The organism is Sphaerochaeta sp., from assembly GCF_050178175.1.
GTDB lineage: Bacteria > Spirochaetota > Spirochaetia > Sphaerochaetales > Sphaerochaetaceae > Sphaerochaeta.
Genome location: NZ_JBFXGH010000022.1, coordinates 15,818 through 27,507, shown reverse-complemented (window position 1 = coordinate 27,507; position 11,690 = coordinate 15,818). Strand labels below are relative to the sequence as shown.

Here is an 11,690-nt window from a genome sequence, read left to right as displayed (position 1 = left end):
GGAAGTGCCTTTTCAGAGGTAACAATCATCACCGGAGCCTCATCTATTGTCCTGATCAAACGGGAATTGAGTGGTGTCCGTGCGCGACTGTCCATTACAATCCGTAAAGGATTGTGACCATTCCTTCCCTCCATGCGCGTGGTCAGAACAGGATCATCCGCCAAGACGGTACCGATCCCAACCATAATTGCTGCATACCTGTTTCTTAATCGATGCACATATGAACGCGACTGTCCAGAGGTGATCCAGCGGCTCTCTCCTGTCTTGGTAGCAATCTTGCCATCAAGACTCATCGCTGTTTTCAGTAATACAAAGGGAGTTTTCGTCGTGATGAAATGAAGAAATATCTCATTCTGCTTTCTCGCTTGTTCAGCTGAGAGCCCGCAGGAGGTCTCAATGCCTTGTTCCTGTAGGTAGGCAAGGCCTTTGCCCTGCACCAAGGGGTTGGGATCAGAAATGGCACAAACAACCTTTTTGACATTTGCCTTGGCGATGGCTTCGGCACAGGGAGGGGTCTTTCCATGATGAGAGCATGGTTCCAGCGTCACATAGAGGGTACTTCCCTCTGCTTCCACTCCTGCTTCACGAAGTGCATATATCTCAGCATGGGGACCTCCGTATGCTTGATGGTATCCTTCCCCGATGATCTTCCCTTGCTTTACCAGGACTGCACCGACCAAAGGATTTGGGCGTGTCGCACCGCTACCCCATTCGGCAATCTCAAGAGCCCGAGTCATGTATTGTAAATCGCTTTCCATGTACATCCCCTTGAAGTCAATCCTTCAAGGTATTTGCATTGCATGGATAAAAAGAAAAACACCATGTGCCAGAAAACATTCCTGGGACATTGTATTTCAATTCTTCTTCCATCCAGACTTTAACTGTCGGCTTCGGAATTTGACCGAATCAACCCAAGGGGCTCGCGGGCTTGCAGTATTACTGCCTACCGCCGGTAAGGAATTACACCTAACCCTGAAGAACTTATAGTACACAACCATACGTATAGCTGCGTTTGTCTAACCATATACATTTCACTTTATGGTGTCAACAGTCCTATAGCCAAGCTTATAACAATACATCCTTTCATCCAAATTCAATGATAGGCCTCTTGGATGTAACCGGATGGGTATACCGGGAGCGAAGCACCGGATGAGAGAAAGGATGATGGATTCATCCCCCTTGGAGGGGCTGTCACTAAGTGCATCTGTACATATCGATGACGGTAGCTAAACCATTCCATTCCTGGCAGCAGGAACCTATGATCTGATCATCGTTGGTGTTGATGAAGAGGAAGTATATACCGTTATTGATGAAACTACCTACAGCGATGTTGCAGTGGAGTCAGAATTGACGGAGGTTCAGGATATCACTCTCACTTAAAATGTTACATTTGCGTGAGGACAGCACTGAGAGAGGAGTACCCCAACTCCTCTCTCTTCTTGTTGCAATCAGTATTTCTTATTTGGTAATCTGCACCGGTTCAGAGAGGATATCAAAGGTATCACAGACTGTTTCCAGGAAGAAAATCCTGATGCTTTGCAAGTCCATATCCCCATCATAGATTCCCTGGTCCTCACGGGTACTGTCAGAGTACACAAAACCCCTGAGCTCTGAGAAATTCCCTTTGGTCTGGTACTCGTCCTGCAACTCCCTCAAGGATATTCCCATCGTATAGGAGAGCGCTCTGAGGTCTTCCTTTTCAAGAGAAACAGCCAAGATAATAGCTCCATCTCTCTTCACTATCATCGAGTAAGGGATGGAAACAAGTTGCTCACCATTCCTGCATGCGGGATTCTTGAGCAAGGTGCAGACCAAGGGACCGCACTTCCATATTTCATCAGGCATGATACCATCTCTCTCATCTGGAAAGGTGTGCCAGATAAGGGGATCAATCATGGGCTGGATAGTAGCATCTAGGTTCATGGGAGCCTCCTCATAGAGAGTATCCTTTGTTGCTGGAAAGAGGCAAGCACTCTCTAGATTCTTTGCAACAGTTGTTCAATTGTAAGATTCCCCAACGCAGCAACGCCCTTATCCTGGACCTGCCCAGCTACCGCCTCACCGGCAGTATCGTGCTCAACCTCATCGATGGTTTCCATACCATACAACCCTCTTACCAAGTCCTGGAGACGAAGGGTATCAAGCGGTTGCTTGGGGATATAACTGGTTTGACTGTTGTTGGTGGGGGTGATGAACTCCAGTTTAGTCAGGAGTCCCAGGAAACCCTGCAACCGATTGTAGGGAATCGCGAGGCGGTCAAGCAACTCCTTGGTGGAGGTAGCACCCTTCCCTTCACGAAAGTTGCTCCCAATGAGCATCATGATGTTGGTCCCTTCAGATAACTGCAGTGCTGGGCTTTGGGGCAACCCACGGAAACTGGAAACATCTGGCTTGAACTGGTGCACATAGGCAAGCTCCACACTGAAGAAGACTGTTGCCCAAAAAACATAACAGAAGAACAAAAACAGGAAGATGGCTGCAAATGATCCATAGATGACAGAGAACCTGCTCGCCATTGATGTCAACAAGGAGGTCAGCTTGCTGAATATATTGATCACCAACAACCCTGCAATGCTCCCAAAAATTGCTGAATCGAAACGGACCCTTGTATTGGGAACAAGGTATATGAGCATGAAAATAACCAAGGCCAAGATGAGGCTCGGGGCAATGGAAGTGACAACAACAGACCATCGGCCCAAAGTCACACCAATCAGATTGAGGTACCAGGAAGTAAGAATGGATTGTGCACTTACATACGCTGCAAGCAACAAGGTTGCTACGATCAGGAATGAAATATAGCCTGCAAATCGTTTCAGGGCGTTCCGACTTCTGCTTGAGCGGTATATCCGGTTGATTATACTCCATACCTTGTTGATCAAGAGGACCATGGTAATCAGGAAGGATATAAGCCCCACAACTCCCAGACTGGTCGCATTACGAGTGTATTGGGTCAAGAGGATCATCAGCTGCCCACCTGCCTCCTCTCCTGCCAGCTCCGCGAACCACTGGGAGAGAAAGTTCACCAACGGTTCCATAACACCAAAAGCATTGAAGATAGTGAAGAGAAAGGTTGCAGCAGGAACAATTGCCAAGAGTGTGGAGTAGACCAATCCCGAAGCAGAGTTGAGAAAGTTATCTTTCATGGCCTGTCTAAATACGGCTGAGAAAAATGCACTCAGCCGCTTGAGATTCTGCTGAACGGTACTTTTATAAGACATGGTCACAGCCTCTGCTTCATCCAGGAATAGAGGTATTGTGCCGTTTGGTCCCTATTGGTTTCCTGCAATAATTCATGCCTTGCGCCTTCAACCAAATTCAGGGTGATGTCAGAGATGCCACAACTACGGTAGAACTCGTATACCTTACGTACTCCCTTGGAGAAACCTCCTACTGGATCCTCACTCCCACTGATGATCAAGAGAGAGAGATCAGAGGGAAGCTTCTTCGCCATCTCAGCATCATTGGCAATCTCCACCCCATCCAACAAGTCAGCAAAGAAACCCGAGGTACAGACAAATCCACACAAGGGATCCTCTATATACTTCGCTACTTGTTCTTCATCCCGACTCAACCAATCGAATGATGTCTTTGCATCAGGAATCTTCTTGTTGTATGCGCCAAAGCTCATCTTATCCAATTGTGTATCGGGATGCTTTGAACCATGTTTGCTGACATGACTGCGGGCAATCATCTTGCCAATCTTTCCAAGCAATCCTTGGGAAGCACCCGTACCCATGAGTATCACACCATCAAAAAGGTCAGAGTATTGCACCATGAGACTTCTTGCGAGAAAAGAACCCATGCTATGGCCAAGCAAGAAAAGACTGTGACTGGGATATTCAGCTAGGATGATATTCGTCAACTCATAGGCATCTTTCACCACTCGCTGCCAACCATCACGCTCGGCAAACCAACCAGGGGTCTCTCCATCCCTTTTCACAGTCTCTCCATGCCCTCGATGATCAGGGGCATAGACGGCAATTCCCTTGGAATTCAGAAATGTGGCAAATTCATCATATCGTTGGCTATGTTCAGCCATACCATGAAGAATGAGAAGAACAGCCTCAACCTGTGACCCCTCTGGAACCCATACGCGATACATTACGCGTTTTCCATCGCTGCAAGACAGCTCACGGATGGTAGCCATTTGAGCCTCCTTCCCTATATATTTTTTTATATAATTCTCGTATTATACTACCAGTATTATTCATACATCACAAGAAGCATTTGACTTTAGCCAAGAAAAATCAGGAGATTTCATGTCCAATACTCTCTTGCTTGCCAGCGATATACATGGCTCGATTGACGCACTCACTCTTCTTGAGCAACGGGCACGTGAGCACCAAGCAGCATCGATCTTGATTGCAGGTGATCTCTGTCCCTCTGGTCACTCACATTTCCAGATACTACTCAGGAATATCCCACAACTATTCCTGGTAAGGGGCAACTGTGACAGCAGCTATGACTTCAGCGATGCAGGAATACCCCTACCTCCCCAGAATAGACGCATTGAATGGCAGGGACGGACCATATTCATGACCCACGGGGACAGGATTCACTCTCCTCTTGGTCAGAATCTGAAAGCAGGGGACATTTTTATCAGCGGTCATACCCACATACCAAGACTCCAGAAGGGAGAGGATGGGGTCATCTGGGTGAACCCTGGGTCAACAACCTACCCAAGAACACCCCTCGGTCCTACCTTCGCTCTATTGGATGAAGAGGGAATCAATATACGCTCACTTACTGATGACCAACCAATTGCCGGTTTTCAATTCTATTTTCTTCCTAGGGCCGACCAGTAAGCATCAAGCAGCCGAGCCAAGGGAACAACCTGGGCTGAGCGAAAATTGCTCTTCCCATTGACCAAGAGCTGGTCAGGGAGCGAGCCATAGCGACCCTCGCGATGCAGGAGTCCATCATCAAGGGCTGCTTGCAGATGCAGAGCCTCTTCCCCATAGGAGCGCATGGCATGTGCACTGATCTCATATCCCTCTCCCAGTGAGGCCAATAAGGCCAACCTTGAGAAGTTCTTTCTTGCAAATGAGAAATGCGGGAAGTGAAAGAGTCGATGATTGAACGCAGGAAGCATAACCCAAGGACACAAACCAACACTTTCACAGGCATAGGAGAGCTTCTGTGTATACAGGGCCCAGGAAACAAGGCGGCGCTCCCTTCCCCTGTGGTAGTGATTTCCCCATAAAAGTTCTCCCAGTACCACACTTCTCCTTCCAATGGCTACAAGCAGAGCTTGCACCGGGAGTGCACGATAATCATAAGGAGGCAAGGGTAATCCATCAACCATGAAAGCATGCTCTGATCCCCCATACTGATTCACCAATTCGCTGAGCCCGATACCCAGTTGCTCCCCAGATCCTCTTCTATAGGCAATCGCATCAAGAAGGCGAAGATAGAGTACCGCTGTTGAACGCTGCAGGTCGGGAAGGAAGCCAAGTTTTCCTTCCCTTCGACATGCTCTTGCCCAAGCAAGCACTGCACCGGTACTCACCACTTCAAGACCATTTTCCAGACAGCGGTGGGCAACCTGTTGTACACTTCTGCTGTCAAAAAGTTCCAGATTGGAACCCAGTGCCATTGCACTTTCCAAATCCAGAGGTGCATGGCCCTGGCATATTGGAAATGAGGGATCGTCAAGAGGTGTCCCTTTCGGCACACTGCGGGTACATAGTCCCCAAAGCCTACCATCAACACGCGTGGAATATGTATCAATTGCAGCCCATCCATGATGGTTTGCTTTGGAAAGCAAGGCGATTGACCCCTCCTGGGCTATTGCCTTTCCCATTCTGGTCTTTCCAAGGTCCTTCAGATAGGATTGGTTCAGGAGACCCAATCTATGGGAATCATAGGCTTCCCTGCCATGGCTATGGGGAGACAACGCAAAAAACTTGATATTCTTCATCCCGCAGACACAACCGACCCCGCCTTGGGTTATATTCTGGTTGTTTGCATAGAGTGAGGCAAAGGGCACAAAGTGTTCCCCTGCAGGGCCTATGACAACCATGTGCTCTTTCCCTACTTTCTTTGCAACCTCAATTGTGGTGAGATTATGATACATCTCAGCATCGCTGAAGGTAACTTCCCCATCAGCAATGGAAAAGCTGCACAACTTTCTGCTACGGCCGGTTATCACCAATGCAGCATACCCACAACCTACAATGGCCTCTGCGAGAGAAGAAGTTTCGCTGGAGACTGACAGAGCTCCAGTGACAGGACTCTTGGTTACCACGGTGAAGGAGTTGCAGTAGCTCAGTGGTATGTCGACTGCCGCACCAGGTGCAAATACCACAGGATTACCCCGCTCATAGCACTCCTTCCCGAGCTGGTCATATTCTGCAAAACGGTCCCAGAGCATCAGGGCAAGCAATCTCCCCCCGAGGTAGCGCTTCGCATCTTCCTCTTCCATCGGTATGCTTGTATATGTTTCTGATTCCAAATCTATATGTAGTATGAAACGTTGGCGATAGGGAAACGCCAGATGAAGCTTCTTCCTCATGTACAAAAGGTACCTACCTCCCAGTCGGCTGTCAATCCAGAATCATTCCCTGGACTGAAACAGTAGTATAGCACAAACCCGACAAAAACGCTTTACTCTTGTTTACGGGCAGACCACCTTGTATGATAACAACATGAAGAGCATTACCGTAACCATCAAACAACAACATCTGGAACTCCCCACCGGAGCCACCGTAGAGGAGGCCTTGGTTGAGGCAAAAGTGGTCGAATCATGCAAAGAACAGGCCTATAGAGAAAACCCGTATATTGGAGCCTTGGTGAACCATGAACTCCACTCTTGCTCGAGGTCCTTGGTTGCAGATTGCACTCTAGAACCGGTGCGACTTTTTGGAGATATGGGGAAAAGGATGTACCGACACTCCCTCTGCTACCTTCTCTGTGCCGCTGTCTCCATGCTCTACCCCAACCGGAGACTGGTTATAGGGCACTCTCTTGGTGATGGGTATTATTTCAGTTTTGATGATGACCTTACCCTCAACAATGCAGATATCAAAGCAATCGAGAAGGCGATGTACTCCCTGGTTGAGCAGAACCTCCCCATTGAGGAGGTCCTGCTCCCCTATGAGAAAGCACTCTCATACTTTGAAAACAACCACCATGAACAGACTGCCGCCCTACTCTCCACACGCAACGACCCAAAGGTGAATCTCTATCGATTGCAGGGCTATATGGACGTCTCATACGAACCTTTGCTCAGCAAGACAGGCCTGATGCAGGTCTGGGAGCTCAAGCCGTACCAGGAGCGTGGGATGCTTCTGCGTTATCCGCGTTCACACAATATCCTTGGGCTTGACCCTTTCGTCGACAATCCCCTGCTTTTCTCCATCTACCGTGAGTACAAGGCTTGGGGATCCATTCTCAATGTTCAGTCGTTGGGCCAGCTGAATCAGATGGGCAACCAGAACACCGTTGAGTCCTTCATCCGACTTGCTGAAGCATTGCAACAAAAAAAGATTGCGAACATTGCAGACCAGATACACCTCCATAGCAGTGTAAAAGCAGTTCTTATCGCTGGGCCTTCCTCATCTGGGAAGACCACGTTTGCCCATAAGCTGTCAATTCAATTACAGGTCCTGGGTAAAAAAACCATCAAGATATCGTTGGACAACTACTATCTTCCTCCAGATCAAGCACCAAAAGATGAAGAAGGAAAGCCTGATCTTGAAGCTCTTGAGGCACTTGATGTTGCCCGGTTCCAAGAGGATTTGGCAAATCTCTTTGCAAAGAAGGAAGTACATCTTCCCCTGTATGATTTCAGGACACTTACCCGTACCTATGAGGAGCAACCCGTACATTTGGATAAGCGGACCATCTTGATCATTGAGGGAATTCATGGGATGAATCCCAAGCTGACGGAGAGCTTGGATAAGGAGTTGCTCTTCAGGGTCTACATCTCGGCCTTGACCCAACTGAATCTCGATGACCATAACCGAATCAGCACCACGGACAACCGGATCATACGACGCATAATCCGTGACAACAGAACCCGTGGAACAGATGCAACAGCCACCTTGCATATGTGGCCTTCAGTCGAACGGGGAGAAAACAAATACATCTTCCCGTACCAGAACAATGCCAATGTCATGATCAATAGTGCATTGGACTATGAACTAGGGGTACTCACCACCTACGCACAACCGTTGTTGAAGATGGTAAAACCCTCAGCAGGGGCTGCCTATGAGACAGCGAGAAGATTGCTCAGGTTCTTGGAGCATGTCAATCCGATTCCCGATACCTTGGTACCCGAGGACTCCTTACTCAGGGAGTTCATTGGGGGAAGTGAATTCGGGGTTATTTGAGTAGATAGGAGAACCTACATGGAAATCTATGAGGAACGTACATTGAATATTCCGCATCTTGAGAGTCGGCTGAAGAGCCAGGTATTTGTATATGAAAAATCACGCACCAACCTTGGCAGTTGTACGATTGCCATGATCAAGGCAGGAGAGAACCGGCATCTCATTGCCTCTGGTTCTGGTCCGATATTCGATGAACTGGAAGGAGAGGCAGAGCAGAATTGCAAAATTTGTCCACTGAACCATGAGAATCGCCTGGTCTTGAATACCTATCTGCCGTTTACGCATCCGGTTGCAAACACAACCAAACGACCATCCATTGGGTTGGGAGACCGCCTCGGCTTGGCCACCCCTGGACATATCAGGGCATTGGAAGGCACCTCGGTTTTCCCAATTTTTGCACAACAGAGCATCAGGGAGTTGAACTTCACCAACAGGACCTTCAATGATGTGATTGATGCCGCTTCCTATGCAGTATTCCAAGAGGGGTATACCTATGGTTTTGGGGCCGATGGTGACCACTTGAAAAAAAGTGAGGAGATCAAGAAAGCCCTGGAGGATGGTGCTACCATGATCACCCTGGACTCTTCAGAACAGATAGATCCCACCATCCAGAACCTGGACGATCAGGAACTTCTTGCACGCTATGAAGCATTGGACAGTGAGATACGGAAGGTATATGAGGGTTTGTATGCAGACCAGGAATATACGGTTGGAACATTAACACTGAAGCTTGACCTCCCCACGTTGAGACGTGATATCCTGACTTACCATAGAGCGCTCGATTTCATACAGATCATTTATGAACAGCATATATTGCACTCAGAGCGACCGATAGACTTTGAGATTTCCATTGATGAGACTGACACCCCAACCGACCCAAGGAGCCATCTTTTCATTGCCATGGAATTCAAGCGACGGCATGTACGTATCTCCACCCTTGCTCCGCGGTTTGTAGGGCAATTCCAGAAGGGCATAGACTACATCGGGGACACTGCTGAGTTCGAAAGGCAACTGGCCTTGCATGTTGCTATCGCAAAGCAGTACCGCTACCGACTCAGTATCCACTCAGGCAGTGACAAATTCTCCATTTTCCCGATCCTAGCCCGGACGATCAAGGGAAGCTTCCATGTCAAGACAGCGGGTACCAATTGGCTTGAAGCGGTTCGCCTGGTCGCCCAGAAGGATCCTGCTCTCTATCGGAGGATGCACGCACATGCACTCAGACGTTTTGACGATGCGAAAGCCTTCTATCATGTTACCACTGACCTGGAGAAAATACAGGATTTGGAGTCAATGAAAGACGAGGACCTACCCTCCTACCTCGATGATGACAATGCCCGGCAGTTGCTTCATATCACCTACGGGTATCTGCTTGAGGATGAGGATGAAAAAGGAAAGAAACTGTTCAAGGATGCCTTCTTCAGCTTGATCTCCAGGGAAGAAGAGCATTACAAGCAATTACTCGATACACATATAAGCAGACATCTTTCCTTACTTGGGTTCAAGAAGTAAACAAGATATTCAGAGAGAAGGCGGCCGCTGGGCCGCCTTTTCATGTGTATGTGTGGATAGGTCCTTATACGTTATAGATGTGCTTGAGCTCATCAAACAGATCACTGACCTGTTGCTTGCATTTGCCACAGACCGTACCAAACTCGGTAATCTCCTGCAGCTGTTCAAGCGTCTTTGCTTCTCCTCGCTTCACGAGATCCTCAATCTGCAAATCGGTAACTCCCTTGCACTCACAGATGGTTTTCGCCACATTACTCTTGAAAGGATTGTCACGTCCCGCTTTCTCAAGATAGTCATCAATTGCCGCCCGAAGTGCTTTGTCACCCAGAACGGAACAGTGGAACTTATGCTCAGGGAGTCCACCGAGTGCTTCGGTGATCATATTGGGGGAGAGGTTGTAAGCTTCCTCCAGATTCATCCCAATTGCCATCTCACTCATCATGGAGGTGCTCGCGATTGCCGAGGCACACCCATAGGTAAGCCACCTCAAGTCAGCTATTGTATCATTCTCGACCTTGATCAAAACCTGCATCTGGTCGCCACAGGCCAAGGAACCGACTTCACCGATTCCATCAGCCTGGAAATTTTCTTCTTCCTTCCAGGTATTCCTGGGATTCATAAAATGGTCTTTCACCACCGGGGTGTAGACCCATTGACTCATAAAGTTGGTCATCGTGTGGACATCTCCCTTAAACGCTTGATAATCGGCGGTAGTTTCTCCAGTACATAGGCAACATCTTCTTCAGTGTTATACCTTCCAAAACTGAACCGTATTGAGCCGTGGGCCAACTCGATATCCACTCCGGAGGCCAGTAACACGTAACTGGGTTCAAGCGACCCACTTGCGCAGGCACTCCCTGTGGAAACCATTATTCCTTCCATGTCGAGATAGAGCAGTATCGATTCCCCTTCTGCATGGGGGAATGATACATCGAGGGTCCCGGGAAGGCAGTGCTCTTGATTCCCGTTCACCACAACATTGGGAATACGCTCCTCAATGCCCACTCTTAACATCTCCCTGAGAGTCCAAAGTTTCTTGCTCTCTTCCTCAAGATCACGTTCAGCAAGGGTGGCGGCAACCCCAATGCCAACAATAGCTGCCGTATTGTAGGTTCCTGCGCGCTTCCCTCCCTCTTGATGGCCTCCATGGACCAGAGGGGTATATGGTGCTTTTGGCTTTACCGCCAATACCCCAATACCTTTCGGGCCATAGAACTTATGTCCAGAAAGGCTGAGATAATCGACATCCCAAGATTGCATGGAGACAGGAATTTTACCGATCGCCTGTGTTGCATCGGTATGCATATATGCCCCAACCTCATGGGCAAGTCCGGCGATTTCCTTCACTGGCTGGATGGTACCAATCTCATTGTTCCCTGCCATGACAGAGACAAGGGCGACATCCTCGTCCAGATAGGTTTTCATCACTTCGGGGTCTACCCGTCCACTTCCATCAACGGGACACTCATCAACTCTATATCCAAGATTCCTCAGATACTTCACCAACTCGTTGATTGAAGGGTGTTCAATGGTTGTGGTTACAATTCTGTTTCGTTTCGATCCCAGGTCGATACGCTCACGAAAGATATTGAATACGGTATTGTTCGATTCACTGGCCCCGCTGGTGAATACAATCGAAGATGGATTGCAATCAATCAAGGAGGCAAGTGCTTTCCTGCTTTCTTCTATCGCCATGGCGGCTTCACGACCATAGCTATGCATGCTCGACGCATTCCCAAAGAGGACATTGGCCTGGTGTACAGCCTCGATTACATCCTCATGCATGGGTGTGGTCGCATTATTATCCAAGTAAATGGTTTTCTGTTCCATAATTAACCTCATAGA

At 48.4% G+C, this 11,690-nt stretch carries 10 protein-coding genes and 1 riboswitch; of the genes, 3 read left to right on the top strand and 7 right to left on the bottom strand.

Features of this window, described 5'->3' with window-relative positions; translation table 11 throughout:
- From ribD to AB7S66_RS04350, 4 genes are all read right to left on the bottom strand, one after another.
- On the bottom strand, window positions 1–758 hold a 758-nt coding region (ribD, locus tag AB7S66_RS04365), incomplete at its 3' end, for a bifunctional diaminohydroxyphosphoribosylaminopyrimidine deaminase/5-amino-6-(5-phosphoribosylamino)uracil reductase RibD (RefSeq protein ID WP_428518246.1).
- Window positions 759–854: 96 nt separating this feature from the next.
- Window positions 855–984: riboswitch (FMN riboswitch) on the bottom strand.
- 474 nt (window positions 985–1,458) lie between these two features.
- On the bottom strand, window positions 1,459–1,923 hold the full coding sequence (locus tag AB7S66_RS04360; RefSeq protein WP_428518245.1) for a hypothetical protein: 465 nt from the start codon (window positions 1,921–1,923) through the stop codon (window positions 1,459–1,461).
- A 53-nt stretch (window positions 1,924–1,976) separates the two neighbouring features.
- The gene (locus AB7S66_RS04355; RefSeq protein WP_428518244.1) at window positions 1,977–3,218 is read right to left on the bottom strand and encodes a YihY/virulence factor BrkB family protein; all 1,242 of its coding nucleotides are present in this window, start codon (window positions 3,216–3,218) and stop codon (window positions 1,977–1,979) included.
- Window positions 3,219–3,220: 2 nt separating this feature from the next.
- Complete coding sequence (locus tag AB7S66_RS04350; protein WP_428518243.1) at window positions 3,221–4,147, bottom strand: alpha/beta hydrolase; 927 nt, start codon at window positions 4,145–4,147, stop codon at window positions 3,221–3,223.
- A gap of 112 nt (window positions 4,148–4,259) precedes the next feature.
- Here AB7S66_RS04350 and AB7S66_RS04345 point away from each other — a divergent pair, with 112 nt between their 5' ends.
- Complete coding sequence (locus AB7S66_RS04345; protein WP_428518242.1) at window positions 4,260–4,805, top strand: YfcE family phosphodiesterase; 546 nt, start codon at window positions 4,260–4,262, stop codon at window positions 4,803–4,805.
- On the opposite strand, the gene AB7S66_RS04340 is transcribed toward AB7S66_RS04345, so the two are convergent.
- Complete coding sequence (locus AB7S66_RS04340; protein WP_428518241.1) at window positions 4,778–6,514, bottom strand: aldehyde ferredoxin oxidoreductase N-terminal domain-containing protein; 1,737 nt, start codon at window positions 6,512–6,514, stop codon at window positions 4,778–4,780. The genes AB7S66_RS04345 and AB7S66_RS04340 overlap by 28 nt on opposite strands.
- A 133-nt stretch (window positions 6,515–6,647) precedes the next feature.
- Here AB7S66_RS04340 and AB7S66_RS04335 point away from each other — a divergent pair, with 133 nt between their 5' ends.
- Window positions 6,648–8,333 (top strand): nucleoside kinase, encoded by a 1,686-nt coding sequence (locus tag AB7S66_RS04335; protein ID WP_428518240.1) that lies wholly within the window; start codon window positions 6,648–6,650, stop codon window positions 8,331–8,333.
- Window positions 8,334–8,351: 18 nt separating this feature from the next.
- Complete coding sequence (locus tag AB7S66_RS04330) at window positions 8,352–9,845, top strand: tagaturonate epimerase family protein (RefSeq protein WP_428518239.1); 1,494 nt, start codon at window positions 8,352–8,354, stop codon at window positions 9,843–9,845.
- A gap of 64 nt (window positions 9,846–9,909) precedes the next feature.
- On the opposite strand, the gene AB7S66_RS04325 is transcribed toward AB7S66_RS04330, so the two are convergent.
- Both AB7S66_RS04325 and AB7S66_RS04320 read right to left on the bottom strand, forming a co-directional pair.
- Window positions 9,910–10,518, bottom strand: a complete 609-nt coding sequence (locus tag AB7S66_RS04325; RefSeq protein ID WP_428518238.1) for an iron-sulfur cluster assembly scaffold protein — start codon at window positions 10,516–10,518, stop codon at window positions 9,910–9,912.
- Window positions 10,515–11,675, bottom strand: a complete 1,161-nt coding sequence (locus AB7S66_RS04320; RefSeq protein WP_428518237.1) for a cysteine desulfurase family protein — start codon at window positions 11,673–11,675, stop codon at window positions 10,515–10,517. Before AB7S66_RS04320 ends, AB7S66_RS04325 begins: the two co-directional genes overlap by 4 nt.
- Between the last annotated feature and the right edge of the window lie 15 nt (window positions 11,676–11,690).

Bases quoted from the DNA above. Each gene is read 5' to 3' on its own strand.
- AB7S66_RS04320 (WP_428518237.1), bottom strand. From the start codon at position 11,675: ATGGAACAGAAAACCATTTACTTGGATAATAATGCGACCACACCCATG.
- AB7S66_RS04325 (WP_428518238.1), bottom strand. From the start codon at position 10,518: ATGACCAACTTTATGAGTCAATGGGTCTACACCCCGGTGGTGAAAGAC.
- AB7S66_RS04355 (WP_428518244.1), bottom strand. From the start codon at position 3,218: ATGTCTTATAAAAGTACCGTTCAGCAGAATCTCAAGCGGCTGAGTGCA.
- AB7S66_RS04330 (WP_428518239.1), top strand. From the start codon at position 8,352: ATGGAAATCTATGAGGAACGTACATTGAATATTCCGCATCTTGAGAGT.
- AB7S66_RS04335 (WP_428518240.1), top strand. From the start codon at position 6,648: ATGAAGAGCATTACCGTAACCATCAAACAACAACATCTGGAACTCCCC.
- AB7S66_RS04360 (WP_428518245.1), bottom strand. From the start codon at position 1,923: ATGAACCTAGATGCTACTATCCAGCCCATGATTGATCCCCTTATCTGG.
- AB7S66_RS04345 (WP_428518242.1), top strand. From the start codon at position 4,260: ATGTCCAATACTCTCTTGCTTGCCAGCGATATACATGGCTCGATTGAC.
- AB7S66_RS04350 (WP_428518243.1), bottom strand. From the start codon at position 4,147: ATGGCTACCATCCGTGAGCTGTCTTGCAGCGATGGAAAACGCGTAATG.
- AB7S66_RS04340 (WP_428518241.1), bottom strand. From the start codon at position 6,514: ATGAGGAAGAAGCTTCATCTGGCGTTTCCCTATCGCCAACGTTTCATA.